We start from the raw sequence: 25,224 nt of genomic DNA on the forward strand, positions 1-25,224 counted from the left end.
GGCGCGGCCAACTACGTCCCGGCCGGGGCGGCGCGGCCAGCTACGTCCCGGCCGGAGCGGTCAACACTTCAGCGAGATCGAATTTGGCCGGTTCCTCCAGCTGCTCATAGGTGCAGGATTCCGGGCTCCGGTCCGGGCGCCAGCGCAGGAACTGAGCGGTGTGGCGGAACCGTTCGCCCTCCATGTGGTCGTACTTAACTTCCACCACCCGCTCAGGCCGCAGCGGAACAAAAGACAGGTCCTTGTTCCCGCTCCAGCGGCTGCCCTCTGAATTGCGGGGCGTGCGGGTTCCGGTGTCCTGCTTGTCCGCCGTCCAGGGGTGGTCCGCGGAGTCGGATATCAGCGGCTGCAGTTCCGAGAACAGTTCACGGCGCCGGGCCATGGTGAACGCGCCGGCCACTCCCACATTGGTGAGGACGCCGTCGTCGTTGTAAATGCCCAGCAGCAGGGAGCCGACGGCGTCCGGCCCTGATTTGTGCACCCGGTAGCCGGCCAGCACGCAGTCAGCGGTGCGCTCATGCTTGTACTTGGCCATGGTGCGCTTGCCGGGCTGGTAGGGATCAGCCAGCGGCTTGGCCACGATGCCGTCCAGTCCGGCGCCCTCGAATTCCCCGAACCAGCGCTGCGCGGTGCCGGGGTCGGTGGTGCGGGACGTCAGGTAGACCGGGGCGGCGGCGCCGGCCAGGGCAGTCTCCAGCGCGCTGCGGCGCTCGGCATACGGCCGGTCCAGATAGCTGGTGTCATCCAGGGCCAGCAGGTCAAACGCTGCGAAGGCCGCCGGTGTCTGCTCGGCCAGGAGCTTGACCCGGCTGGCGGCGGGATGGATGCGCTGCTGCAGGGCTTCAAAGTCCAGCCGCTTTCCGGAGGCGCTGATCAGGATGATTTCGCCGTCCACCACGCAGCGCTGCGGCAGGTTTGCCTTGAGCGCCTCCACCAGTTCCGGAAAGTACCGGGTCATCGGTTTTTCATTGCGGCTGCCGATCTCCAGTTCATCGCCGTCGCGGAAAATGATGGAGCGGAAACCGTCCCACTTTGGCTCGTAGGAGTATTCCCCCTCGGGCAGCGAAGAGACGGCTTTGGCCAGCATCGGGGCCACGGGCGGCATTACCGGAAGTTTCATGGGCCCATTCTTACCCGACTAACAGGTAAGGGGAATGGAAACGCCCAGTCCCGCGGCGAAGGCGGTCAGCAGGTCCCGGCCCTGCTGCCAGTTCCCGATGCCGCTTTCATCGTTGATGTGGGTAAGCGGGCCGGCGTCGATCACCGGAATGTTCCAGGCCTGGGCCAGCAGCCGGGCGCCGGGCAGCGTGCAGTAGGGATCGTTCTCGCTGGCGATCAGCAGCCCGGGCACCGGCAGCGGTTCCAGCCTCGGATCGCGGAATGAGCCGGCGGTGTCCGGGAAGGCGGGCTCGGCCGGGTCCGGCGGCGCAACCAGCAGCACGCCCCGGGCGCCGTCCGGATTGCGCAGCAGCCACTCCGCGGAAGCCAGGCAGCCAAGGCTGTGGGCCACCAGGATGGTGTCGCCGTTCCGGGACCCGGCGGCAGCATCCAGCGCATCCATCCAGTTCTCCAAGTTCGGGTCGTCCCACGACGACGGCGAAATCCGGGACATATCCGGAGCGTCAGCCTGCCACCGGCTCTGCCAGTGCTCATCGTTGGAACCGCCGATGCCGGGGACGATGGTCAGGTGCATGCTGTCTGCCTTTCCGTTGACGGCCGCCGCCGGGCGGAAGCCGGGAATATCTCCTCCGAAACCGGTGCTGTTCCTGAACATGAAGAAAATCGGTTTCCTGTCCTTTGGACACTACCGCGATGTGCAGGGTTCTTTTGTCCGTACCGCCCGGGATGCCCTGCTGCAGACCGTCGAGCTGGCGGTTGCGGCGGAGGAGCTGGGGATAGACGGCGCGTTCCTGCGCGTTCACCATTTCGCCCCGCAGTTCGCTGCACCGTTCCCGCTGCTTTCCGCCATGGCCGCACGGACAAGCCGGATTGAACTGGGTACGGCGGTCATCGACATGCGTTATGAAAATCCGCTGTATCTCGCGGAAGAAGCCGCGGCCACGGATTTGATCAGCGGCGGCAGGCTGCAGCTGGGCCTGAGCCGCGGTTCCCCCGAGCCGGCTCTGCGCGGTTACGAGGCCTTTGGCTATGTTCCGGATGCGGGAAGCACCGACGCGGACGAGGCACGCAAGCACACCCTGGTGTTCCGTGCAGCGATTGCCGGCGCAGGCCTGGCCTCAGCCGATCCGGTCATGACCGGCAGCTCCGGAACGCTGGCGGTTGAACCGCAGTCCCCTGGGCTCAGCGAACGAATCTGGTGGGGATCCGGAACGCGGGCCACCGCCAAGTGGACCGGCGAGCAGGGCATGAACCTGATGAGCTCCACTCTGCTCACGGAGGACACCGGGGTGCCCTTTGACCAGCTCCAGGCGGAGCAGATTCAGGTGTTCCGCGAAGCGCGGGCCGACGCCGGCCATGAAGGCACCGGGCTTGTCTCGGTCAGCCGTAGCGTCATTCCGCTGGTGACCGAGACCGACCACCGGTACTTCGGGCTGCGGGCCCAGACGGATTCCCGTGACCAGGTGGGCCGGCTGGACGGCGGACTGGCCCGGTTCGGCAAGAGCTACATCGGTGAACCGGATGTAATCGCCGCGCAGCTTGCTGCCGATGCCGCGGTCCAAGCCGCCGACACCGTGCTTATTACGGTGCCGAACCAGCTGGGCGTGGAATACAACGCGCAGCTGCTGGAGAGCCTGGTGAAGCACGTGGCGCCCGCGGCGGGCTGGCGCTGATGCCTCCGGTCCGGTGACAGTTCCCGACTGTCACCGGCATGCGCTATGGTTGTCTCAGCTTCACGAGAGGTGGCCAACATGCCCGGAGGAATCCGGGTCTGTAAAAGCTCCGACTGGCCTCACACCAACCCCACTGTTCGGCGGGTGGTTCGGATGACGAAGCGGCCCGCGGCCAACCGGTGCGGGCAAGGACAAACCGTAAAGGAACACACTGTGAGTATCTCCAGTGGCGCCCGCTGCATCAGCTACACCCCCGGCCACAACGTCCACCTCATTCACGGCAAGCGCCTGGCTGTTTACGATGACTGGGTGGATGCCCAGGCCTACGTCGATCTCGATCTGGACCTGATCCAGTTGGTCGTGGACGGCGAGCAGCAGCTGATGTGGTTCCACGACCTGCCCTCCCTGGCGCAGGCGCTGGCCCATTCCAACGGCCAGGTGCAGTGGTGCGCACGCTATTCGTCGCTGCTGGTGCCCGGAGGCTTTGACAGCCCCGCACGGCGCTCTTTTTTCTACTTGGCGACGCCGGAAAGGGTCCATCCCTGTAAACAGCTCAACGCAAACGACTCCGAAGACGCCCAAGCTCAGCGGGGCTAAGCCCCGCTGAGCGCAGGTACTGCTCCGCGTCAAAACCGTCCAGGGCGCGGAGCAGTTCCTTCCGGCCGTCTGCCACCCGCGCGTCTTCCTGCTCCGCCGTCAGCGGTTTTTCCCGCGGATGCGGCTGCGTGGAGTGGAAGGCGTTGATGCCGCGGACCGCCTGCTCGTAATCGTCGGCAATGGCTTCGGGCGAGGCCCCGGCCAGCTGCAGCAGCAGCATGGCGATGAGTCCGGTGCGGTCCCGCCCGGCAGAGCAGTGGATCACCACCCCACCGTCACCGGCCTCCGCTATGGCACGCAGAACAGCGGCGATTTTCTCCGGCCAGCGGCGCAGGTTCTCCCGGTAGAAGCGCGGGGAGTCCATGTAGGGGCCGGTGAGCGCGGTGAACTCCGGATCCTTCGCTTCCTGCGTGGGCCGGGTGAGGAACGTGATTCCTGCGGCAGCCTCCGCATCCGGCAACGGATCGGTGTCCCTGCGTCCCTGCTCCTCTTCGTTGCGGAGGTCGACGACGGTGCGGACTCCCGCGGCGCGGGCCTGTTCCCAGCCGCGCGTGGTGAGCCATTCGGACCGCCCCATGCGGAAGATCCGGCCCGGGGGGACGGCGCCGCCGCCGGCGACCGGGATCCCGCCCAGGTCCCGTGCGTTGGCGGCGCCCTCCCAGTGAACGTCGCGGCTGCTCATGACAGCCGGCTAGGACCAGTCAAAGAAGCCCTTGCCGGATTTGCGGCCGAGCTCCCCGCGGGCCACCTTGTCACGGAGGATCTGCGGCGGTTCGAAGCGCGGGCCGAGCGTGGACGCCAGATACTCGGCGATGCCCAGGCGCACATCCAGGCCCACGATGTCGGTGGTGCGCAGCGGGCCGGTGGGGTGCTTGTAGCCCAGCACCATGGCGGCGTCGATGTCTTCGGCGGAGGCCACGCCCTCTTCAACCATGCGCATGGCTTCCAGGGCAATCGCCACGCCCAGCCGCGAGCTGGCAAAGCCCGGGGCGTCATTGACGGTGACGGGTGTCTTTCCCAGATCCCGGGCCCAGGAAGCGGCGGCTTCGGCCAGCTCTTCGGAGGTCTGCTTGCCCAGCACCACTTCGATCAGGGCGGAGGCCGGCACCGGGTTGAAGAAATGCAGGCCGCAGAACCGTTCCGGACGCTGCAGCTTTTGTGCCAGCTCGGTGACGGACAGCGAGGACGTGTTGGATGCCAGCCAGGCCTCCGGTGCCAGCTGTTCCTCGACCGCGGCCAGGGCAGCGCCCTTGAGGCCAAAGTCCTCCGGCACCGCTTCCACCACCAGCCCGGCCGCAGCAAAAGCGGCGTAGTCGGTGGACACGGACAGCCGCGCGGTCAGGTCGGCCAGGCTTTCGGAAACGGTGGCGCGTTCAACGCTTTTCGCCAGCGCGGACGCCACGCGGTCGTAGGCGGCGGAGGCGGCGTCGTCGTCGCGCTCCACGACGACGACGGCGGCTCCCGCGGTGCAGAAGGCGTGCGCAATGCCCGCCCCCATCCGGCCGCCGCCGAGCACTCCTACTGTGGAGGGAACTGCCATTACTTTTTCTTCCTCTCAAGGAACGCTGACATGCGGTCAAACTTGGCCTGCGATTCAAACAGAATTCCCTGCGCCAAATTGTCGATGGCGGGGTGGGCATCCGCCGGGGCTGCGAACACGGTTTTGGTGAGCCGGACCGCCAGCGGATCCTGGCGGGCAATCCGGTCAGCCAGCGCCTGTGCTGCGGTCAGCAGGTCTTCCGGTTCGGCGAGCTCGGTGACCAGGTGCGCGGCCAGCGCTTCCTCGGCGTTCAGCACCCGTCCGGCCAGCAGGATCTCCTTGGCCAGCGGTTCGCCCACAAGTTCCTTCAGCCGCCAGCCCGCGCCGGCGGCTGCCAGGATCCCCAGCGAGGTTTCCGGGTTGCCGATCTTGACGCGGGGTGTGCCAATCCGGAAGTCCGCGGCGAAGGCCAGCTCCGCCCCGCCGCCCAGGGCGTATCCGTCCACCGCGGCGATGACCGGCATCGGCAGTTTGGCGATCCGGGCAAACACGGTGGAGTTGATGCCGCGCAGGGCGTCGTCGCGGCGGCGTTCGCGCAGCTGGGCAATGTCCGCACCGGAGGCGAACACCCCGCCGCTGCCGGTGAGGATGAGGATCCGGGGGTTCTCCTCGAGATCGGCGCAGAGCAGGTGCAGCTCATCGACCATGGCGGCGTCAATGGCGTTGCGGACCTCCGGGCGGTTCAGGACCGCGGTGACGCGCCCTTCCCCCTCCGTGACCTGCAATGTGGTGAAGGAAGAGTAATCAGCTCCCACTTAGACGGCCTCAATCAGCATGGCGGTGCCCTGGCCAACGCCGACGCACATGGTGGCAATCCCATGTGTTGCGCCCTCGCGTTCCATCCGGTTCAGCAGCGTGATGGCAATCCGGGATCCGGAGGAACCCAGCGGGTGCCCCAGTGCAATGGCGCCGCCGTCGTTGTTCACAATGTCCTCCTTCACGCCGAGCCGGCGGATGCAGGCCAGCGACTGAGTGGCAAAGGCTTCGTTCAGTTCAAAGGCGCCGACGTCGGCAAGTTTCACGCCGCTGCGGGCGAGGACCTTTTGGGTGGCCGGAACGGGGCCGGTGCCCATGATTTCCGGCGGCACTCCCGCGGACGCGCCGTCGACAATCCGGGCCCGGGCGGTGAGTCCGTATTCGCGGATGGCCCGCTCGGACGCGACGATAATGGCCGACGCCCCGTCATTGAGCGTGCTGGAGTTGCCGGCAGTGACAATGCCGCCGGGCCGCACCACGGGCCGCAGCTTGGCGAGCACCTCAGCGGTGGTGCCCTCGCGCGGACCCTCGTCGGTATCCACGACGGTGTCGCCCTTGCGGCCGCGGACGGTGACCGGAACTATTTCGTCCTTGAAGTGTCCGGCGGCAATGGCGGCCAGCGCATTCTCATGCGATCGGACGGCAAACGCGTCGGCGTCTTCACGGGAAATACCGTCCACGGCGGCCAGTTCCTCTGCGGTTTCCGGCATGGAGTACGTCATCTTGCCGTCGCGGGAGAGATCTCCCGAGGTAAAGCGCTCGTTCACGAAGCGCCAGCCGATCGAAGTGTCAAAGGTTTCACCGGGCTTGGCGAAGGCCTTGGTGGGCTTTTCGGTCACCCAGGGCGCGCGGCTCATGGATTCAGTACCGCCGGCAATGACAATGTCCGCTGCTCCCGCCTTGATCATGTGCGAGGCCATGATGATGGCCGACAGCCCCGAAGCGCACAGCCGGTTCACCGTGATGCCGGGAACGTCGCTGGGGAAGCCTGCCAGCAGGGCAGCCATCCGCGCCACGTTGCGGTTTTCCTCGCCGGCACCGTTGGCGTTGCCCAGGATCACCTCGTCAACGACGGCGGGATCCAGTCCCTCGCGCGCCACCAGTTCCTGCAGCGTCAGAGCCGCCAGGTCATCGGGCCGGACACTGGACAGCGCGCCGCCGTACCTGCCCACCGGAGTCCGTACTCCGCCCACGAGAAACGCTTCAGTCATTGTTGCTCCCACCGTCTGTGTGCCGCCGGCCGACGCTGACCGGACAGCATTTACTGACCATTCGTTCTGTAAAGAATCGCACGGCGGCGTACCGCGGTCAATGTGACCGGCCTTGCGTGACGAATGGCTCCGGCGGACGAAAGTTGTCCGCAGAATCTCCGCAGCCGGCGGTTCGCGAGGCTAGGCTTCGGGCATGAGCTTCAACATCCAAATATGCGTGGACTGCGAAAACGCCCATGAGCAGGCTGATTGGTGGGCGGAAACGCTGGGCTGGGTCATTGAACCCCTGGACCAGGCCATGATTGATTCCCTGCTGGATCAGGGGACCATTTCCCCGGACATACTGGTTGACCATAAAGGGCAGCGGCGGTGGCGCGACGGCGCGGCGATCTGCCGGGAAAGCGAGGTCGGCTCCCCGGAACGCCTGCGCATCCTTTTCCAGCCCGTGCCCGAGCCCAAGACGGCAAAGGACCGCATACATCTGGACATCCATATCAACGGGGCGGACAAGGACGTGAAGCGGGCGGAGCTTGAGGCACGCGGAGCCACCTTCCTGTATTCGGAAGAGCAGGGGCCATCCTCCTGGTACACCATGGCCGATCCCGAAGGAAACGAATTCTGCATCGCCTAAGCCAATGGGCAGCAGCGGGAGGGTCCGGCGTGCGGGGCTTCCATGGTTATTGCAGCAGCTCGGCCGGAATCGCGTAGGTCACCAGGACGGCCAGCAGATTCTTCGCGGCGTGCACGGCATAGGACAGCATGAAGTTGCTGCCCGCCCATACAAAGACGCCTACCAGCACGACCCCCATCACCAGGTACGGCAGCAGGACGGCCAGCGCCGGCGCTTCCTTTCCCGCAACGTGGATACCCGCGAACAGCACCACCGAAATGACGCAGCAAACCCAGATGTTCAGGTACCTGCTCAGCTTGCCGATCAGCAGATGGCGGAAGATGTATTCCTCCACGAACGGCGCGATCAGCACCAAAAGGGGAATGATCAGCAGCGGCGGAAGGGACACCACCAGCCCTTGGACTGCTTCCTGGTTCACCGCCGTTTCCGGAGGCCCGGTGAGGGCCGCGGCCACGGCGGTGAGCACCAGCATGGCGAGGACGCTGGCAGGAATCACCGCCAGCGTCAGCCAGGGACGCGCGGCGAGGAGCCGGGCCTCCCGGACGGCAAACCGCCACGAGGCCCAGAGCGCCAGCGCCCCGGCCGAGAGGTAAAACGCCAGATTGACCGCATAGCCCGCCAGCACCGGATCCGGTATCAGCCGGGTCAGTCCGGGAATACCGAGTCCCGGTGCAAAACTGAAAATCCCAACAAACAGCACATAGAAACCGGCCGCAATAACGTCGCGGCGGGTGAACGCGCCGGACAGGGAGGCCTGCACGCGGGGGTCTGCCACGGCTAAACGGTCAGTTCCGCCATGACGCGCGGCATGGCATCCAGCAGTTCTCCGGCCAGGAAGCTCATGGGACCCTGGGCAGCCGAGAGGCGGTCACCTGCCGTGGAGTGCAGATAGGTTCCCCAGCAGGCGGCCTGTTCGGGGCTGGCTTTCCGGGCGAGGAAACCGGCAATGGCGCCGGCCAGAACATCTCCGCTGCCGGAGGTGCCCAGGCCGGAGTTGCCGGCGGGGACCTCCCAGCGCCGGCCGTCCGGAGCCGCAATCAGCCCCTGGGCCGCCACTACTGCCTGGTACTTGGCCGCAATGTCGAGGGCGGCCTGTTCCATGTCTAGGTCTGTTTCCGGATCCAGCTCCAGGAGCCGGGCAGCTTCTTTCTTGTTCGGAGTCAGCACCAGGCGACCGGCCCACGACTTGTAGACCTCCGGATACTGGTGCAGGACACCGAGGGCGTAGGCGTCCAGGACTATCGAGGTCCGCTCTTTCAGCAGCGGGGCGATCCCCTGAAGCAGTTCACCGGTGGAATCGGCATCATCCAAACCGGGACCCACCACCACAACGTCGGAAGTTTCCAGGTCGGTTTGCATGGCCTTCGCTGCCCGGGAGCCGGAAATCACGCCGTCATCTTCAGGCAGCGGGGCGCACCCTGACTCCGGAACAGCCACGGCCACAGCCACGGCCACGGATTCTGTCACGGCGAGGGTCAGCCGGCCGGCTCCTACGCGCAGGGCAGCACGGCCGGTGAGCATGGCTGCACCGGGGGAACGGCGTGCGCCTCCCACCACCAGCACATTGCCGCGGTCGGATTTGCCGCTGGCCTCGCGGTTGACCTGCCACCCCTTGAGGAGTGCCGGGGTTACGGGTTCAGCGGGGGTGGACATTATTTTCATCTCCTGCATGTTCGGTTACCGGGGCGCCGCCGGACTCCAGATGGTCCACGGCGTTGAAGTCCGCCAGCTCCCAGCGGCCCCTGCCTTCCGGACGCACCAGACGGGTAAGGGAAGCATTGCGGACACTGGTAGTGGAGGCAATATCCAGCAGTTCGGCCTCGGTCAAATTCTCACAGATGTACCGGATCAGCAGGATCACCGCGTCGTGGCAGACGATGGCCACACGCCGGCCGTCCGCTTCGTCGTCAAGATCCCGCAGCACCGAACGCAGCCGCAGGGCGACGTCGGCCCACGACTCGCCGCCCGGCGGCCGGTAGGAAAACTTGCCCAGCCAGTTGCGCCGCTGCGCTTCCTCGGGAAAGCGTGCCTGGACCCCTGCGGAGGTGAGCAGGTCCAGGATGCCCAGCTCCCGGTCGCGCAGCCGTTCGTCAAGCCGCGCGTTCTCCAGCCCGGCGAGTTCAGCAGTTTGCCGGGCCCGCAGGTAGGGCGAGCACCAGACGGCTTCGGGGCGTTCATCCTCCGGCAGGGCTTCAAGCCAGCCGCCAAGGGCTTTCCCCTGGTCCCGGCCGGCGTCGCTGAGCGGAACATCCGCGTCCCGTATGCCAACCTCGATGACTTCCGCGCCGGAGCGCTGAGCCGCTGTGGCAGCGACGTTACCGGCGCTTTCGCCGTGACGAATGAGGACCAGTTCAATTGCACCCATGCCCCGACTCTACTCCGCGTCCGGGCGGCAGCCCCGCATCCTCAGACCCGGTCCTTCCGGACAGTGCCGGAGGAAGTTTTGCTCTTCACGTCAGGGGAAGTGCCGCCCTTGCTGGCCGCGGCCGAGGTGCGCCCCTTCACCCGCTTTCCGGTGCCGGGCGTGCTGGAGGTTGAGGTGATGTCCTGCCAGAAGTTGCTCCAGAACGCCTCCTGTTTTTTAAAGGTTTTGGGGACGGGGCCGCGCTCACCGCCGGGGCTGCCGGTCTCGGGAGGATCTGGAGGACTTTCTGCTTCCTCGGCCTGGACCGCCTTCAGTGCAGCGGCCACCGGAGCGTTAAAGGCGAGGTCACGCATGATCACATCAAATTCCGCCAGTCCGAAGTCGCCGAACCGGCTCCGTGCCGTGACGGTATAACCGAACTTCATCCCCCGCAGCCGAGCCGGTTTGCTGAGGGTCAGGGTAAGCCGTGAGCCGCTGCCCAGGTTGGCCGACAGGTTTCCGGTCCGCAGCAGTTCCCGGAAGTCCCGGACCCGGATCACCGGGGAAAGGGGAAAGAACTTCCGGAGCTTTGGAGCGAAGGCCGCTGCGTCTCTTTTGGCAGCGACGCCGCTGATGACCAGTCGGGTTACTTCCCTCAGGAACAGCAGGCCGGCCAGCCACAGCCACACGTCCCACTGGAGAAGGGACAGGGCACCGTTGGGAAACGGCTGCCAGAGGTGGCACGCCAAGAGGGCGGCCAGCGCCGCCGCCCGGCGGAGCATCCGGATCCGGCTGTAGGTACGCGTGTTGGTGACAAAGGAGAAGGTAGATGTTTTCACTTCAGTTCGTCCCGCCGCAGCGCCGCGAGGGCCTCCGCCTCGTAGGTGAGCCGGGTGGCATCACGCACTCTGCCCTCCAAGTCCCAGGTCACGGAGGCAGGGATCGGAGACAGCCCGGCAGGAGCAAGGTCAGGGACCTGTTGGTCCAGTGTCTGAAGCCGCTCCCGGTAGCCGTGTTTGAGGTCCCGGAGGCGGGCCTCGTTCTCCTTTTCAAGCCGGACCTGTTCAAGCCCGGCCAGAGCTTCGGTCAGGCGGGCGGCCGCGGCATCGATCTTGGCCACTATTGCTGCCGCACCGCGGTGGCGTTCCTTGACGGCGGCGCGCGCCTCGGCCACTTCCGTCCGGGCTTTCTCGACATCCGCGAGCAGCGCCGCCGCGGTCCCCGCCAGTTCTGCGGCGGGTTCTGAATCCTGCGGCTGCGCCTGAACCGCGGCGAGCAGATGGTCCCGGCGGCGTTCAAAACGGGCTGCCACGTCCGCGAGATATTCCAGGTGTTTGTCCAAAAACTTCAGCTGGCCGGTCAATTCCCTGCGGGCTTGCGCGGCCGGGATCCGTGCCCGCTCCAAGCGCCGCATGGCGGCCTCAGCACCGATAACGTCAGACCGATTCCCCACAGCGCTCCCCCTGAATTAACCTGTTGTCCACGACAATACCAAGGCTCCGGCGGCCGGGCTGCGCAGGGCATCTTTTACAAAAAATGCGGAATAACCACAACAGAATTCACCGGACAATTTTGCGGAAACCTTGATTCCGGCTCCCCGCCTGTGTTTAGGGTCTGATATGGACACCATGAGAAAAAACGCCCGCGGACCATTCAGCACGTCCGGCTGCTTTTCGACGAGTGGAAAAACCGGCAAAAGCCGCGCCGTTCAGTTTCTCGTGGCGTGCTCCCTTACCGCTGTCCTCGCGTCCTGCTCCGCTGGGTCGGGTAGCTCCGCTGGCTCGGGTGGCTCGGCTGGCGCTGCGGACGAGCCGCTGTCTTCAATCCCTGCACCCGCGGAGCCGGCAAGTCCAACCACCTCCCCCGATGCGGACATGGACGCACTTCAGGACCCTCTCGCGGACAAGCCCTTGGGGACCACTCCGGCACGGACGGTAGTTTCCGAGAAGGGCACGGGGAACGGGACTTACCAGGTGAAAGGCGGGCTGGCGCCCGGACAAACGGTATTGGTGACCGTGTCCTGCCGGCCCGGGTCCCGTGCCGCGGTGACGGCTACGACCACGCCGCTGATTGATTCGAATTTTCCCTGCAGCAATAAATCGCAGTCCTCGTATACCAGCGCTCCGGCCCCTGAGTCCCTGCCGGAATTCACAGTCACCATCACCACCGATGAGGAAACCCCCTACTGGCTTGGCATTAGGGTTGCCGATGCACAATAAAGCGGACTTCAAGCCCTTGCCTCAAACAACCGATTAGCTAAACCCCTTGAATCAGGCCTCGCGGATGTGCTTAGGGTTATCAATGGAAAATACACTTTGGAACCGCACAACGGACATTTCCAAGTCTTCCAGAACGCCTGTGATCCTGCTGGCCTGTTCCGCGGCGGTGCTTCTGGCATCGTGTTCGGCCGGTCCGGCGGACGGCACCGCCGCAGGGAGTACGGCCAGCCCGGAACCCTCGACTACCTCGGCAGTTCCGTCACCCTCTGCCGAAAGCGAGCCGCTGCATGAGCCCTTGTCAGCGGAATCAAGGTCGTATCCGCCGGAAGAACTGGTGCTCTCCGAAAAAGGGACAGGTACCGGTAACTACGTCATTGAGGGCGGATTGAAGGAGGGCCAATATCTCACCCTTGCGGTGTACGCGACGTGCCCTCCGGGTGAAAAGATTGCCCTGAGGACGGAACCCGCCATCGGCGGCATCAGCAACCATTCCTGCGGGAACTTGCCCTTCGTGATGTACAACCGCGCCTCGGCGGTGGCAGTTCCGGATTTGGAAGTCGCGGTCGAGACTTCAGCCGGTAGCTCCTTCTGGGTTCAGGCGCGGGTTTCCGATGATGCAACTGTCGTTGAGACAAAGGCGGGCACCGGCCAGTAGCTCTCCCGGGAAAGCAGCTTATGTGCGGGTGCGTTGATCCACTTTGCCGCCGTTGCGCACTGTGAAGGTCAGCAGGAAGGCGGCGGCGGCGAAGGCCGCCAGCAGCATCAGCCCCACAAAGTAGCTGCGGTTGGCTGGATCATAGGTGGCGCCCATGACCAGCGGCGGGAAATAGCCGCCCAGTCCGCCGGCGGCCGCGATGATCCCGCCCACGGTGCCCACGTCCTGTGCCGGAGCTGCGCGGCCCACCCAGGCAAACACGCCGCCGGTGCCCAGTCCCAGGAACAGGGCCATCAAAATGAACGCCGTGCCGTACACGCGTTCCTCTTCCGGCCGCAGCGCCACGACGACGGCCAGGACCACGGTTCCGGCCAGCGAGGTCAGCGTGACCAGCTTTGGGCCCACCTTGTCCGCAATCGTTCCGCCGATCGGACGGGCGATCACGGCGGCCACGGCGAAGCCGGCGGTGCGTGTTCCGGCCGCGGTGGCGTCATAGTCGTAAACGTTGCCCAGATAGGTGGGCAGGTAGTTGGAGAACGCCACGAACGCGCCGAACACCACTCCGTAGAGGAAGCACAGCTGCCAGGTCACGCGCAGGGTGAAGGCGTGGGTGATTTTCGGCAGCACCGGTTCGGTGGGCGCGGACCAGGCCGGGGACTCGCGCAGGATCAGCCAGCTCAGCACCGCCATGACCGCCACGACGACGGCGATGGTGATGTGGGTGCCCATGTAGCCGACGGCGGTGACCAGCCGCGGGGTGAAGAACGCCGAGACTGCCGTGCCCACCATGCCGGCCCCGAAGACGCCGGTGGCGAATCCCTTCCGGTTGCGCTCGTACCAGGCCGAGCAGAACGGAATGCCGATGGCGAACACTGTGCCGGCAATGCCCAGGAAGAACGCAATCACCACCAGGAACGGGAAGTTTCCCATTTGTCCCACGATCCCGGTGAGCAGCACCAGGGGCGCGGTGATGCCCAGAATGACGGTGAACATGACCCGTCCGCCGAACCGGTCGGTCAGGGCACCCACGGGGATGCGTGCCACGGACCCCACCAGGATGGGCATCGCCACCAGAATGGAGGTCTGACCGGCTCCCAAATCCATGTCCGCGGCATACCGGCTGGAAAGCGGACCGATAATCGTCCAGGCCCAGAACCCCACCGTGGACGCCACCGTGGCAACAATGAGGTTCTTCAGCTGCCCGGATTTCAGGTTGACGGCGGGCGCCGGGAACTGCGCTGAAGCTGGCATGGCAAACTCCTCTCGCTCCGGGCTGGTGCCGGGATGTCAGTCGCGGGTTACTCCCGGGCGGTTGCGGTCCGGGGTGCCCACCGGAGCCCAGCCCCGCCGCGGAGCAGCAGCTCCGGGAACGGGACGCCGGCCACGGGAGCGGTACACGATGTACGGGCGGAACAGGTACTGCAGCGGAGCGGTGAAAGCATGGACCAACCGGGTGAACGGCCAGAGGGCAAACAGTGCCAGGCCCCACAGGGTATGGATCTTGAAGGAGAGGGATGCGCCGGTCATCGCGGCGATGTCCGGCTGGAAGATGAAGATGGAGCGGAACCACGGGGCCACGGTGTCCCGGTAGTTCACGATTCCGGCATCAAAGACGGAGAAGACGGTGGTGGCCAGGCCGGCAAGGATGGCGGCAAGCAGGAAGATGTACATCACCTTGTCATTGCGGGTGGTGGCCATGAAGACCGGGCCGGTGGTCCGCCGCCGGTAGATCAGCAGCACAATCCCCACGAGCGTGGCGAACCCGGCGATGGATCCCACGCTCAGGGCAAAGAAATGGTACCGGTCCTCATTGATCCCGATGTCGTCCATCCAGTTCTTCGGGACGACCAGCCCCACGAAGTGGCCCACGATGACCGCGAGGATGCCGAAGTGGAACAGCGGAGAGGCCACCCGCAGCAGCCGGGATTCGTACAGCTGGGAGGAACGGGTGGTCCACCCGAACTGGTCATACCGGTAGCGCCAGATTGATCCCAGAACCAGCACGGCCAGCACCACATAGGGCAGCACGCCCCAGAGCATCACATCCCCCAGACCCACCTGCACATCGGCGGGCGGGGGTACGTCCGCACGTATCATGGCGCGTTCCTTTCATGCACCGGCAACAGCCGGGAGCTGTACGGTTCCAGCCCCACGGTTTCCGTGGGCGGCCCGTAGCCGGCGGTCTGCATCACCGTTTGCCGGTCCTCGGGAGAGACTCCGGGCAGGGTCGAGCACACCAGCGCCAGGGCGCCGGCGTAGGCCAGGCCGTCGTCGCGCAGCGCGAGCCGGAGCAGTTCCAGCGAGGGCCGGTAGCGCTGCAGCAGTTCATAGCCGTCAGCCGGGGAAACTTTGGCGGCAAATTCCAGCACCAGCGGCAGGTAATCCGGCAGCTCGCTGCCCTCCGGCAGCGCTCCGTGCGCCCGGTAAACCTCCTTGAAGGCTGCGAGTGCCTCGCCCCTGCGGCGGGTGTCGCCGTCTGTCCAGTAGGTCAGGTGCAGGCTGTGCCGCTTGGACAGGTCAAATTCCTGCACGTACTCCGCCTGCACCTGAGGCAGCGGTTCGGTGGTCAGCCAGGACAACAGTTCCTGGACCGGCCCGGCATCTGCACCGGCCTCGGCGAGCGCCGCCCGCATGGACGGCACCAGGTCCACCAGTTCCTGGTCCGGATATTCCAGCAGCAGGCCGCAAACCTGCCGGACGACGGCGCTGCGCCGGGGGTTGCTGTCCTTGTACGGTTCCGGCTCGACGGTTCCCTTGCCGGGCTTGCCGAGCAGTTTCTCCAGCAGGCTCACCTGCCACCTCCCTGCTGGTCAGGTCCGTCGCCCTCGGCCTGGTCGTAACCGGCGCCGATGCCGCTGTCGGACTGGGTACCGCCGGTGGTTCCAGGCACGCCACGGTTCCCGTCAGCCGGAAACAGCCCCCTGGGTGCACCCCGCCCGTCCCAGTTCAAGAGGTTGACCCGGCCGCCCAAATCACCGTTGTCGGTGGGATCGTCCCCGCGCTGGCGGGCCTGCAGCGCGGCGAAGTTTTCCACCGCCACCGGCATCGGCCGCCCGGAGGCCTCACCGAAGACCCCCGTCTGGCCCATTCCCGGACCGCCCTCGACATCCAGCGAGCAGCCGATTTCCTCCAGGTTGTGGGCATCCTCCAGATGTGCGCTGGGGATGACGTACCGCTCCTCGTACTTGGCGATGGCCATCAGGCGGTACATAGCCACGATCTGTTCCCCGGTCATTCCGACGTCGGCGGCAATCTGTTCATCGGGGGCGTCGCCGAGGGTGATGTTCCGCATGTAGGCACGCATGGCGGCGAGCTTTCGGAGCACGCCGGTGACCAGGTCCGTGTCTCCGGCGGTGAACAGTTCGGCCAGGTACTCCACGGGGATCCGCAGCGCATCGATGGCGCCGAAGAGATTGTCCGCGCTCTCGCCGTCGTGCCCCTGTTCCTTCAGCACATCCACAATCGGGGACAGCGGCGGTACGTACCAGACCATCGGCATGGTCCGGTATTCGGGGTGCAGCGGCAGCGCCACCCGGAAGACCTTGGCCATCGCGTAGACCGGCGAGCGCCGGGCGGCCTCCAGCCAGTCCTCGGGGATGCCCTCGGCCCGCGCTGCGGCGATGACCTCCGGGTCGTTGGGATCCATCATCAGATCCAGCTGGGCCTCGTAGAGGTCCTTTTCATCCGGAACGGACGCCGCCGCGGTCACCCGGTCGGCGTCGTACAGGAAGATGCCGATGTAGCGCAGCCGGCCCACACAGGTCTCCGCACAGACGGTGGGCAGGCCCACTTCGATGCGCGGATAGCAGAAGGTGCACTTCTCCGCCTTGCCGGAGCGGTGGTTGAAGTACATCTTCTTGTACGGGCAGCCGGTGATGCACTGCCGCCAGCCGCGGCAGCGGTCCTGGTCCACCAGGACAATACCGTCCTCTTCACGCTTGTAGATGGCGCCGGAGGGACATGAGGCCATGCAGGAGGGGTTGAGGCAGTGCTCGCAGATCCGCGGCAGATAGAACATGAAGGTGGAGTCGAATTCCAGCTTCACCTTCTCCTCCGCCTCGCGGCGCATCTTTTCCAGCACCGGATCGCTGAGCTCGGTGCGTGCCGAGCCGCCCAGGTCGTCATCCCAGTTGGCGGACCACTGGATCTTCATATCTTCACCGGTGATCAGCGACTTCGGCTTCGCCACCGGAAAGTCATTGCCGGCCGGAGCGTTGATGAGGTTCTCGTAGTCGTAGGTCCACGGCTCGTAGTAGTCGTCCAGCTCCGGCTGCACCGGGCTGGCGAAAATACCGAACAACTTCGCCAGCCGGCCGCCGGCCTTCAGCTTCAGCTTGCCGCGGCTGTTCAGCTCCCAGCCGCCCTTCCACTTCTCCTGGTCCTCGTAGCGGCGCGGATAGCCCTGCCCGGGCCGGGTTTCCACATTGTTGAACCAGACGTATTCGGTTCCCGCCCGGTTGGTCCATGCCTGTTTGCAGGTCACGGAGCAGGTGTGGCAGCCAATGCACTTGTCCAGTGCCATCACCATTGCTGTTTGGGCCATGATTCGCATCAGTACGCCACCTCCTGGGAACGCTTGCGGACAACGGAGACAATGTCGCGCTGGTTGCCGGTGGGCCCAAGGTAGTTGAAGGCCCAGGAGAGCTGCGCGTAGCCGCCGATCATGTGCGTGGGTTTGACCAGGATCCGGGTCACCGAGTTGTGGATGCCGCCGCGCCGGCCGGTCGCTTCGGACTTGGGCACGTCGATGATGCGCTCCTGGGCGTGGTGGACGTAAATGACCCCTGCCGGCATCCGGCTGGACACAATGGCCCGGCCCACCAGGACCCCGTTGTTGGAGATGCACTCCACCCAGTCATTGTCATTAACTTCAATCAGTGCGGCATCCTGCGTACTCATCCATACGGCCGTTCCGCCGCGGGAGAGCGAGAGCATCAGCAGGTTGTCCTGGTATTCGGAGTGGATGGACCATTTGTTGTGCGGGGTCAGGTAACGCACCGCCACCGACAGATCGCCGCGGGTCCCCAGCTGCGGTTCCCCGAAGAGCCGGTGCATGTCCAGCGGCGGCCGGTAGATGGGCAGGGCCTCGCCCATGTCCTGCATCCAGTCGTGGTCCAGGAAGAAGTGCATCCGGCCGGTGAGTGTGTGGAAGGGCTTGAGCCGTTCAATGTTGATGGTGAAGGGAGCGTAGCGCCTCCCGCCGGTTTCCGAACCGGACCATTCCGGGGAGGTGATGACCGGGGTGGGGCGGTCCTGGGTGTCACGGAAAGTGATTTTCCGGTCCTCGGCGCCTTCGGCCAGGTCCGCCAGCGGGGTGCCGGTCCGCTTCTCCAAGGTCCGGAAACCCTGCACCGCCAGTTCCCCGTTGGTGGTTCCGGAGAGCCGCAGGATGGCCTCGGCCATCCGCGCATCCGTATCCACGGCCGGGCGGCCCGCCGCAGCGCCCCGGTCATACACCCCGTGCATCCGGGCCAGCTCCTGCACCGGCTTGGTGACGTCATACTTCACGAACTTGGTGACCAGGCCCAGCTTGTCCGCCAGCGGCCCGACAGCCACGAACTTCTGCGCAATGGCCGTGTAGTCCCGCTCCACCACTTTGAGGTCGGGCAGGTTCCTGCCCGGGATCGCCGGGATGTCGGTGCCCTTCCAGTCCGGGGCGTGGCCGCCGGGCTGGGCAATTTCACCCGGGGTGTCATGCGTCAGGGCCGTGGCCACCAGGTCCTTCCGGACGCCCAGGTGGGTCACGGACTGGCGGGAGACTTCCTCGGCCAGCAGCCGGAAAAGATCGTAGTCCGTCTTTGCTTCCCACGGCGGTGCAATGGCGGGCGTGAACGCATGCACATACGGGTGCATGTCCGTGGAGGAGAGATCGTATTTTTCGTACCAGGTGGCGGCCGGGAACACGACGTCGGAGAGCAGGGTGGAACTGGTCATCCGAAAGTCGGCGGACACCAGCAGGTCCAGCTTTCCCTGCGGTGCTTTTTCGTGCCAGACGACGTCGGCGGGCCGGGATTCGCCGTGGTCCTTCCCCATCACGTTGTTCAAAGTGCCCAGCAGATGCTTCTGGAAATACTCCTCCCCCTTGGCCGAGGAACCCAGCAGGTTGGAACGCCACAGAACCAGGGTCCGCGGCCAGTTCTCCGGTGCATCCACATCTTCGACGGCAAACCGGAGCCGGCCGTCCTTGAGCCGCCGGGCCACCCAGGACGCTTCATCGGCTGCCTCGCCGCGGGCCACGCCGGCTGCTGCCTCATCGGCCACGTCCAGCGAGTTCTTGGCGTCAAACTGGGGATAGAACGGCATCCAGCCCATCCGGGTGGACTTCGCGATGACGTCGGCCGTGTGCATGCCGCGCAGGTGGCCCGAGGCCAGCGGCGACTGCATCGAATCAGAGGAGTAGCCGTCGGAACGGAACTGGTCGGTGTGCATGTACCAAAAGGCGGTGCCGATCATGAACCGGGGAGGCCGGTTCCAGTCTCCGGCTGAAGCCATTGCGGCCCAGCCGGTGATCGGCCGGCACTTTTCCTGGCCCACGTAGTGAGCCCAGCCGCCGCCGTTGCGGCCCTCGCAGCCGGTGAGCATGAGCATCGCCAGGATCGCCCGGTAGGTAACGTCCCCGTGGTACCACTGGCAGATTCCGGCGCCGAGGATGATCATGGACCGGCCCTTGGACTTTTCAGCGTTGGCCGAGAACTCACGGGCGGTGCGGATGACCGCTTCCGGGGACACATTGGTGACTTCCTCCTGCCAGGCAGGAGTGTAGGGGGTTTCCGCGTCGTCATATCCGACTGCCCACTCCCCCGGCAGTCCGTCCCGGCCCACCCCGTACTGGGCGAGCATCAGGTCAAAGACCGTGGTCACCGTCCGTCCGGCGACGGTGGTCACCGGTACGCCGCGGCGCATCACGGATCCCACGCCGCTGGGATCGGTGAAGGCCGGAAGGTCCACCCGGCTGGTTTCCCCCTGCCAGGAGGAAGCGTCAGCGATGGACAGCGCCGGAACCACGCCCTGCAGGTCCAGGTTCCATTTCCCGGCGTCGCCGTCGTTGTAGCGGAAGCCCACGGAACCGTTGGGCACCACGGGGGTACCGGCGTCGCGGTCCAGCAGCACCGTCTTGAAGGCGGCGTCCGCGGCCCCGGATTCACGCCCGCCGAGGTCCGAGGCGGTGAGGAACTTGCCCGGAACCACCGTTCCGTCGGTGCGGGTGTCCACGGAGACCAGGAACGGGAGGTCGGTGAACTGGCGGACATAGTCCTCGAAGAACGGAACCCTGCGGTCCACGAAGTTTTCCTTGAGGATCACATGGCCCATGGCCATGGCGAGCGCACCGTCGGATCCAGCCTGGGCGGGGAGCCACTCGTCCGCGAACTTGGTGTTGTCCGCGTAGTCGGGGCTGACTGAAACCACCTTTGTCCCGCGGTAGCGCCCCTCGACCATCCAGTGCGCGTCCGGGGTGCGGGTGACCGGGATGTTGGAGCCCCACATCATCAGGTAGGTGGCATCCCACCAGTCCCCGGATTCGGGCACGTCCGTCTGGTCCCCGAAAACCTGCGGGCTGGCCACCGGCAGGTCCGCGTACCAGTCGTAGAAGCTGTTCATCACCCCGCCGATGAGGTTGATGAACCGCGCACCGGCAGCGTGGGACACCATGGACATGGCCGGAATGGGAGAGAAGCCGGTGCAGCGGTCCGGACCGTAGTTCTTGATGGTGGCCACGTGCGCCGCGGCGGTCATCTCCAGCGCCTCGGCCCAGCTGGAGCGGACCAGCCCGCCCTTGCCGCGGGCCTGCTGATAGGTGCGGCGGCCTTCGGGATCTCCGACAACCCTTTCCCAGGCCAGCACCGGGTCCCCGGTTTCCTTCTTCGCCGCCCGGTACATCTCCAGGAGCACGCCGCGGATGTACGGATAGCGCACCCGGGTGGGTGAATAGGTGTACCAGGAGAATGCGGCACCGCGCGGGCAGCCGCGGGGTTCATACTCCGGCCGGTCCGGGCCCACCGTCGGATAGTCCGTCTCCTGGGCCTCCCAGGTGATGATGCCGTCCTTGACATACACCTTCCAGGAGCAGGAACCGGTGCAGTTCACGCCGTGGGTGGACCGGACCACTTTGTCGTGGCTCCAGCGGTTGCGGTAGAAGGAATCGCCCTTCCGCCCGCCTTCCCGGAACACGGCGCGGCCATCGTCGGTCTCATCCCAGCGGGTGAAAAACCTGCCGAGTTTGAGCATTGCCTCTGTTGCCGGGCCATCGATCCCCGGAGCGGTGCCAGCCATGAATTCACGCTAGGCCCGGAGCCGGTATTCCCGACAGCCCCCAGCGCCAAATACCCGAGGCGGGCCGCAGACCGGCCGCCGGAACATGGCTGGGCACGCGTCTTCGCCGCTCCGCGGGAGCCCCGCGCACCCGGTTTGGGCCGGAACGATAAACTCAGAAGTGTGAGCACAGAACTTCCAGAACAGGTGTCCGATATTTTCGACCCGCAGCAGTGGCGTCTCGTCTCCGGGTTCGAGGACCTGCAGGACATGACCTACCACCGCCAGGTGGAGCGCGCGGCCGACGGCGGCATCATCCGGGATCTGCCGACGGTGCGTATTGCCTTCAACCGGCCTGAGGTACGCAATGCCTTCCGTCCGGGCACCGTGGACGAGCTGTACCGGGCCATGGACCACGCCAGGATGACCCCCGACGTCGCCACCGTCCTGCTCACCGGAAACGGCCCCTCCCCCAAGGACGGCGGGCATTCCTTCTGCTCCGGCGGCGACCAGCGGATCCGCGGCCGTGACGGCTACCGGTACGCCGAGGGAGAAACCCGGGAAACCATTGACCCGGCCCGCGCCGGCCGGCTGCACATCCTGGAAGTCCAGCGGCTGATGCGCACCATGCCCAAGGTGGTCATCGCCGTCGTAAACGGCTGGGCCGCCGGCGGCGGGCACAGCCTGCACGTGGTCTCGGACCTCACCATCGCGTCGCGCCAGCACGGCAAGTTCAAGCAGACCGACGCCACCGTGGGCAGCTTCGATGCCGGATACGGCTCCGCACTGCTGGCCCGCCAGATCGGCCAGAAGAAGGCGCGGGAAATTTTCTTCCTGGCCCGCGAGTACTCGGCCGAAGACATGGTGGCCATGGGCGCGGTGAACGAAGCCGTGGATCACGAGAATCTGGAAAAGGTGGCCCTGGAATACGCTGCAGACATTGCCCGGCAGTCACCGCAGGCCATCCGCATGCTCAAGTTCGCGTTCAACCTGGCCGATGACGGTCTGGCCGGACAGCAGGTCTTCGCCGGAGAGGCCACCCGCCTGGCCTACATGACGGACGAGGCGGTGGAGGGCAAGGAAGCCTTCCTTGAGAAACGCGACCCCGACTGGTCCTCCTTCCCCTACTACTTCTAGGCCGCCGACCATGGAATTGCTGACCGTCCACACTCCCGCCGGATTCAAAGCCGAGACGCTGCTGGCTCCGCTGGCCGCCGCCCTCGCCGGCGAAGGTCCGGCAGTTGCCCCGCACGCGGACCCGCTGCAGACGTTCACCGGCGAGCTGCCCAATGATGACATTGCCCTGGTGATCAGCACCTCCGGGTCCACCGGGACGCCCAAGCAGACCATGCTCAGCACCGATGCGCTCGCCGCGTCCTCCATGGCCACGGCCATGGCACTGCACGCGGACGGCCAGTGGCTGATGGCCCTGCCGGCACACTACATTGCCGGCGTTCAGGTCCTGATCCGGTCGCTGTATGCCGGCACCCAGCCCGTCTTCATGGACACCTCCGGGTCCTTCAGCGCCGCCCGCTTCACGCAGGCCGCAGCTGAGATGACGGACCGCAACCGGTTCACCTCCCTGGTTCCCACCCAGCTGCACCGGCTGCTGACCAACCCCGAACCGGAAACCCTGCGCGTGCTGCGCCGCTTCAACGCGATCCTGCTTGGCGGAGCACCGGCCGGCGCCGGCCTGCTGGCCAATGCGGCCGCACTGGGCCTGAATATTGTCACCACATACGGCATGAGTGAGACCTGCGGCGGCTGTGTGTACGACGGCGTTCCGCTGCCGGGCGTGGATGTGACGGTGGAATCCGGCGTCCTGTGGATTGCCGGGGATGTCCTTGCCGAAGGTTACATGGGCCAGCCGGAACTGACCGCCGAGCGCTTCCGTTTCAACTCCGGAAAGCGCTGGTACCGGACCGATGACGCCGGCAGCGTGCAGGACGGCCGGGTCAGTGTCTCCGGACGGCTGGATGACGTTATTGTCAGCGGCGGCATCAAGATTTCCGCCGCAGCCGTGGGAGCCGCGATCGAGCAGCTGCCGGAAGTTTCCGAAGCTGTGGTCCTGGGCCTGGACAGCCCGGAGTGGGGCAGCCTGGTGGGCGCCGCCGTCGTCGGCTCCATTGATCCTGAAAAGGTCAAAGATGCGGTCCGCGCGGCGCTGGGAAAGCCCGCCGTCCCCAAGGTGGTTCTGCTGCTGGAAGCCCTGCCGCTGCTGCCCAACGGCAAAACAGACCGGGTGGGGATCCGGCAGCTGCTGGCCGCCGCCGGGCACACGCACCCCTGAACGTACCGCGGCACCTTCGCGCCGCTGATCACATCACCCACGAACCATCACTAGAACAAGAGGACGTTGATTGTGGCTACAGCCGCGCAATGGTTAGAAGGAGCCCGCCCCCGCACCCTGCCCATGGCGGTGGCGCCGGTCATTATCGGCACGGCGGCGGCCTATGACCTGGGTTCCTTTAAGCCCCTGAACGCCGTGCTTGCCGCACTGGTGGCCGTCCTGCTGCAGGTGGGCGTGAACTACGCCAACGACTATTCGGACGGCATCCGCGGAACGGACGACAACCGGGTGGGCCCGCTGCGGCTCACGGGTTCCGGAGCGGCGCCGGCCCAGCAGGTCAAGCGCGCTGCCTTTGCCTGTTTCGGCGCTGCCATGGTGGCCGGGCTGGTGCTGGTGATCCTCTCCTCCGCCTGGTTCCTGATCCTGGTGGGAGTGGGCTGCGTTGCCGCGGCCTGGGGGTACACGGGAGGCCGCAACCCCTACGGCTACAAGGGCCTGGGCGACATTTTCGTGTTTGTGTTCTTTGGTTTGGTGGCCACTCTCGGGACCACCTACACGCAGGCCGGCGAGATCAGCGCACCCGCCGTGATCGGCGCCGTCGGCACCGGCCTGATTGCCACGGCCCTGCTCATGGCCAACAACGTGCGGGACATCCCCACCGACCGCGAGGTGGGAAAGCGGACGCTGGCCGTGCGGCTCGGCGATGAAGCGGCACGCATCAGCTACGTCATGATGCTGGCCGTCGCCATTCTCCTGCCGCTGTTCCTCACGGCGGATTACCCCTGGATACTGCTGGTGCTGCTGCTGATTCCGGCGTGCCTCATGCCCAGCTGGCTGATGCTCAGGGGCAAGGAACGCCGGAGCCTGATCCCGGTGCTGAAGCAGACCGGGCTGATCAACCTGGGCTTCGCTGCGTTGTACAGCCTCGGGCTGGTGCTGACCCGCCTGCTCGCCTAGGGCTGGACCCCGCCTAGGGCTGGACGGAGGTAGTCCAGTTACCGGGGCGCTCTTGCTGAGCAGCCTCGGTTGAGGCCCTTTTACTGCTCGTCGCGGGGGCGGCGGTCGGAGTTGATCTGCACCTCGGGGTTGGAGTCCAGCAGGCTGTCTTCGGCGCTGGCGTCTTCGCGTTCCACCCGGTTGGGGGTCCGCGGCGCCCCGCCGCGGAAGCGGTTCTGCACGGTGCGGGCTGCCTCATCGCGCATATCGCGGAAGAACAGGTACGTTACGCACCAGGCGAGCACGGCGCCGACGATGGCCGAGAGGACAAGGCCCAGTCCCAACCAGACGCATGCTGCAAAAAAGACGGCCACCAAACCAAGGCGGAGAGCGGTAAATTTCCAGAAAGCCACACGCTCATTCTAGTGGCTGTTCCTCCTCCGGGCTTCTGCTCGTGTTCCTCCACACCCCGTCCGACCCGCCCGGCACCAAACCCGAAGCTGCACGGGGGCCGCACTCCACTACAATTGGGGCATGCCTCGCCTCGTGCTTTTCGGTGTAATCATTGTCGCCGCCGTCATTATTTACGCCATCATCGACTGCATCATGTCGCGGGCGCAGGAGGTGCGGAGCATCTCCAAGATCGCCTGGCTCTTCACGATCGTGCTGCTTCCGGTCCTGGGTGCTCTCCTGTGGTTCCTTTTCGGGCGCCCGATGAGCGGCCCGGAACCCAAGAACCGGAAGCCCCGGCATCCCACCGCACCCGACGATGATCCGGAGTTCCTGCGCAATCTGGCCATCCGCCGCCGCCAGCAGGAGAAGGAAGCCGAGCTGAAGCGCCGCGAGGCCGAGCTGCGTGAGCGCGAAAAGCAGTCCGGCAACAAGAAGAACGACGACGAAAAGCCCAGCGCCTGACAGCCGCCGGCTCTCACCATCACGCCCGTCTCCGGAATTCCGGAGGCGGGTTTTTTGCTGTCCGCCGCTGTGGCTGTGCAGCGGACCG

Annotated in this window: 26 protein-coding genes and 1 riboswitch; of the genes, 9 read left to right on the forward strand and 17 right to left on the reverse strand. The window is 65.9% G+C overall.

The window, feature by feature from the left end; genetic code table 11:
- Positions 1–40: 40 nt before the first annotated feature.
- Positions 41–1,120, reverse strand: a complete 1,080-nt coding sequence (locus AC4D2Q_RS02920) for an ATP-dependent DNA ligase (protein WP_490944814.1) — start codon at positions 1,118–1,120, stop codon at positions 41–43.
- 18 nt (positions 1,121–1,138) lie between these two features.
- Positions 1,139–1,774 carry an RBBP9/YdeN family alpha/beta hydrolase gene (locus tag AC4D2Q_RS02925; RefSeq protein ID WP_490944816.1) on the reverse strand — a complete coding sequence of 212 codons (636 nt, stop codon included), beginning with the start codon at positions 1,772–1,774 and terminating at the stop codon, positions 1,139–1,141.
- Here AC4D2Q_RS02925 and AC4D2Q_RS02930 point away from each other — a divergent pair.
- A complete protein-coding gene (locus tag AC4D2Q_RS02930) occupies positions 1,773–2,792 on the forward strand; it encodes an LLM class flavin-dependent oxidoreductase (RefSeq protein WP_490944817.1) in 1,020 nt (339 codons plus the stop codon). The two genes, AC4D2Q_RS02925 and AC4D2Q_RS02930, sit on opposite strands and share 2 nt — an antisense overlap.
- A gap of 58 nt (positions 2,793–2,850) precedes the next feature.
- A riboswitch (SAM riboswitch) is annotated at positions 2,851–2,990 on the forward strand.
- 15 nt (positions 2,991–3,005) lie between these two features.
- A complete protein-coding gene (locus AC4D2Q_RS02935; RefSeq protein ID WP_490944819.1) occupies positions 3,006–3,389 on the forward strand; it encodes a hypothetical protein in 384 nt (127 codons plus the stop codon).
- On the opposite strand, the gene AC4D2Q_RS02940 is transcribed toward AC4D2Q_RS02935, so the two are convergent.
- The 4 genes from AC4D2Q_RS02940 to AC4D2Q_RS02955 are packed head-to-tail and all read right to left on the reverse strand — an operon-like array spanning position 3,346 to position 6,896.
- The gene (locus AC4D2Q_RS02940; protein ID WP_490944822.1) at positions 3,346–4,071 is read right to left on the reverse strand and encodes a tyrosine-protein phosphatase; all 726 of its coding nucleotides are present in this window, start codon (positions 4,069–4,071) and stop codon (positions 3,346–3,348) included. The genes AC4D2Q_RS02935 and AC4D2Q_RS02940 overlap by 44 nt on opposite strands.
- Before the next feature lie 9 nt (positions 4,072–4,080).
- A complete protein-coding gene (locus AC4D2Q_RS02945) occupies positions 4,081–4,929 on the reverse strand; it encodes a 3-hydroxyacyl-CoA dehydrogenase family protein (RefSeq protein ID WP_490944824.1) in 849 nt (282 codons plus the stop codon).
- Positions 4,929–5,684 carry an enoyl-CoA hydratase/isomerase family protein gene (locus AC4D2Q_RS02950; RefSeq protein WP_490944826.1) on the reverse strand — a complete coding sequence of 252 codons (756 nt, stop codon included), beginning with the start codon at positions 5,682–5,684 and terminating at the stop codon, positions 4,929–4,931. Before AC4D2Q_RS02950 ends, AC4D2Q_RS02945 begins: the two co-directional genes overlap by 1 nt.
- Positions 5,685–6,896, reverse strand: coding sequence for a thiolase family protein (locus AC4D2Q_RS02955; protein ID WP_490944828.1), 1,212 nt, complete (start codon positions 6,894–6,896; stop codon positions 5,685–5,687).
- Between the two features lie 193 nt (positions 6,897–7,089).
- Here AC4D2Q_RS02955 and AC4D2Q_RS02960 point away from each other — a divergent pair, with 193 nt between their 5' ends.
- Positions 7,090–7,527 carry a VOC family protein gene (locus tag AC4D2Q_RS02960; RefSeq protein WP_490944830.1) on the forward strand — a complete coding sequence of 146 codons (438 nt, stop codon included), beginning with the start codon at positions 7,090–7,092 and terminating at the stop codon, positions 7,525–7,527.
- A 46-nt stretch (positions 7,528–7,573) separates the two neighbouring features.
- Here AC4D2Q_RS02960 and AC4D2Q_RS02965 read toward each other — a convergent pair whose 3' ends face one another.
- Genes AC4D2Q_RS02965 through AC4D2Q_RS02985 form a run of 5 tightly spaced genes read right to left on the reverse strand, consistent with a single transcriptional unit; the run spans position 7,574 to position 11,324 of the window.
- A complete protein-coding gene (locus AC4D2Q_RS02965; RefSeq protein WP_490944833.1) occupies positions 7,574–8,302 on the reverse strand; it encodes a CPBP family glutamic-type intramembrane protease in 729 nt (242 codons plus the stop codon).
- Between the two features lie 2 nt (positions 8,303–8,304).
- A complete protein-coding gene (locus tag AC4D2Q_RS02970; RefSeq protein WP_490944835.1) occupies positions 8,305–9,180 on the reverse strand; it encodes an NAD(P)H-hydrate dehydratase in 876 nt (291 codons plus the stop codon).
- A complete protein-coding gene (locus AC4D2Q_RS02975) occupies positions 9,164–9,892 on the reverse strand; it encodes a histidine phosphatase family protein (RefSeq protein ID WP_490944838.1) in 729 nt (242 codons plus the stop codon). The genes AC4D2Q_RS02970 and AC4D2Q_RS02975 overlap by 17 nt, the downstream gene beginning before the upstream one ends.
- Before the next feature lie 41 nt (positions 9,893–9,933).
- Positions 9,934–10,710, reverse strand: coding sequence for a hypothetical protein (locus AC4D2Q_RS02980; RefSeq protein ID WP_490944842.1), 777 nt, complete (start codon positions 10,708–10,710; stop codon positions 9,934–9,936).
- Complete coding sequence (locus tag AC4D2Q_RS02985; protein WP_490944843.1) at positions 10,707–11,324, reverse strand: hypothetical protein; 618 nt, start codon at positions 11,322–11,324, stop codon at positions 10,707–10,709. Before AC4D2Q_RS02985 ends, AC4D2Q_RS02980 begins: the two co-directional genes overlap by 4 nt.
- A 421-nt stretch (positions 11,325–11,745) precedes the next feature.
- On the opposite strand from AC4D2Q_RS02985, the gene AC4D2Q_RS02990 reads away from it, so the two are divergent.
- A complete protein-coding gene (locus AC4D2Q_RS02990; protein ID WP_490944845.1) occupies positions 11,746–12,090 on the forward strand; it encodes a hypothetical protein in 345 nt (114 codons plus the stop codon).
- A 46-nt stretch (positions 12,091–12,136) separates the two neighbouring features.
- Positions 12,137–12,745: a hypothetical protein gene (locus AC4D2Q_RS02995; RefSeq protein ID WP_490944847.1), complete on the forward strand. Its 609-nt coding sequence runs from the start codon at positions 12,137–12,139 to the stop codon at positions 12,743–12,745.
- 18 nt (positions 12,746–12,763) lie between these two features.
- Here the strand turns inward: AC4D2Q_RS02995 and AC4D2Q_RS03000 are convergent, their stop codons facing one another.
- Genes AC4D2Q_RS03000 through AC4D2Q_RS03020 form a run of 5 tightly spaced genes read right to left on the reverse strand, consistent with a single transcriptional unit; the run spans position 12,764 to position 21,016 of the window.
- A complete protein-coding gene (locus AC4D2Q_RS03000; protein ID WP_490944849.1) occupies positions 12,764–13,996 on the reverse strand; it encodes an MFS transporter in 1,233 nt (410 codons plus the stop codon).
- A gap of 36 nt (positions 13,997–14,032) precedes the next feature.
- Positions 14,033–14,842, reverse strand: coding sequence for a respiratory nitrate reductase subunit gamma (narI, locus tag AC4D2Q_RS03005; protein ID WP_490944851.1), 810 nt, complete (start codon positions 14,840–14,842; stop codon positions 14,033–14,035).
- Positions 14,839–15,537 carry a nitrate reductase molybdenum cofactor assembly chaperone gene (gene narJ / locus AC4D2Q_RS03010; RefSeq protein ID WP_490944854.1) on the reverse strand — a complete coding sequence of 233 codons (699 nt, stop codon included), beginning with the start codon at positions 15,535–15,537 and terminating at the stop codon, positions 14,839–14,841. Before narJ ends, narI begins: the two co-directional genes overlap by 4 nt.
- Positions 15,534–17,297, reverse strand: a complete 1,764-nt coding sequence (narH, locus tag AC4D2Q_RS03015; RefSeq protein WP_490944856.1) for a nitrate reductase subunit beta — start codon at positions 17,295–17,297, stop codon at positions 15,534–15,536. The genes narJ and narH overlap by 4 nt, the downstream gene beginning before the upstream one ends.
- Positions 17,297–21,016: a nitrate reductase subunit alpha gene (locus AC4D2Q_RS03020; RefSeq protein WP_490944860.1), complete on the reverse strand. Its 3,720-nt coding sequence runs from the start codon at positions 21,014–21,016 to the stop codon at positions 17,297–17,299. Before AC4D2Q_RS03020 ends, narH begins: the two co-directional genes overlap by 1 nt.
- A gap of 162 nt (positions 21,017–21,178) precedes the next feature.
- On the opposite strand from AC4D2Q_RS03020, the gene AC4D2Q_RS03025 reads away from it, so the two are divergent.
- The 3 genes from AC4D2Q_RS03025 (at position 21,179) to AC4D2Q_RS03035 (ending at position 24,242) form a co-directional block, all read left to right on the forward strand.
- A complete protein-coding gene (locus AC4D2Q_RS03025; protein WP_400933188.1) occupies positions 21,179–22,132 on the forward strand; it encodes a 1,4-dihydroxy-2-naphthoyl-CoA synthase in 954 nt (317 codons plus the stop codon).
- A 10-nt stretch (positions 22,133–22,142) separates the two neighbouring features.
- On the forward strand, positions 22,143–23,285 hold the full coding sequence (locus AC4D2Q_RS03030; protein WP_490944863.1) for an AMP-binding protein: 1,143 nt from the start codon (positions 22,143–22,145) through the stop codon (positions 23,283–23,285).
- A 72-nt stretch (positions 23,286–23,357) separates the two neighbouring features.
- Positions 23,358–24,242, forward strand: a complete 885-nt coding sequence (locus AC4D2Q_RS03035; protein WP_490926284.1) for a 1,4-dihydroxy-2-naphthoate polyprenyltransferase — start codon at positions 23,358–23,360, stop codon at positions 24,240–24,242.
- A gap of 80 nt (positions 24,243–24,322) precedes the next feature.
- Here the strand turns inward: AC4D2Q_RS03035 and AC4D2Q_RS03040 are convergent, their stop codons facing one another.
- Positions 24,323–24,634 carry a DUF4229 domain-containing protein gene (locus tag AC4D2Q_RS03040; protein WP_490926283.1) on the reverse strand — a complete coding sequence of 104 codons (312 nt, stop codon included), beginning with the start codon at positions 24,632–24,634 and terminating at the stop codon, positions 24,323–24,325.
- Positions 24,635–24,755: 121 nt separating this feature from the next.
- On the opposite strand from AC4D2Q_RS03040, the gene AC4D2Q_RS03045 reads away from it, so the two are divergent.
- Complete coding sequence (locus AC4D2Q_RS03045; RefSeq protein ID WP_490926282.1) at positions 24,756–25,136, forward strand: PLD nuclease N-terminal domain-containing protein; 381 nt, start codon at positions 24,756–24,758, stop codon at positions 25,134–25,136.
- Positions 25,137–25,224: the final 88 nt, after the last annotated feature.

The sequence above is a fragment of the Arthrobacter sp. TJ-178 genome (assembly GCF_058269275.1).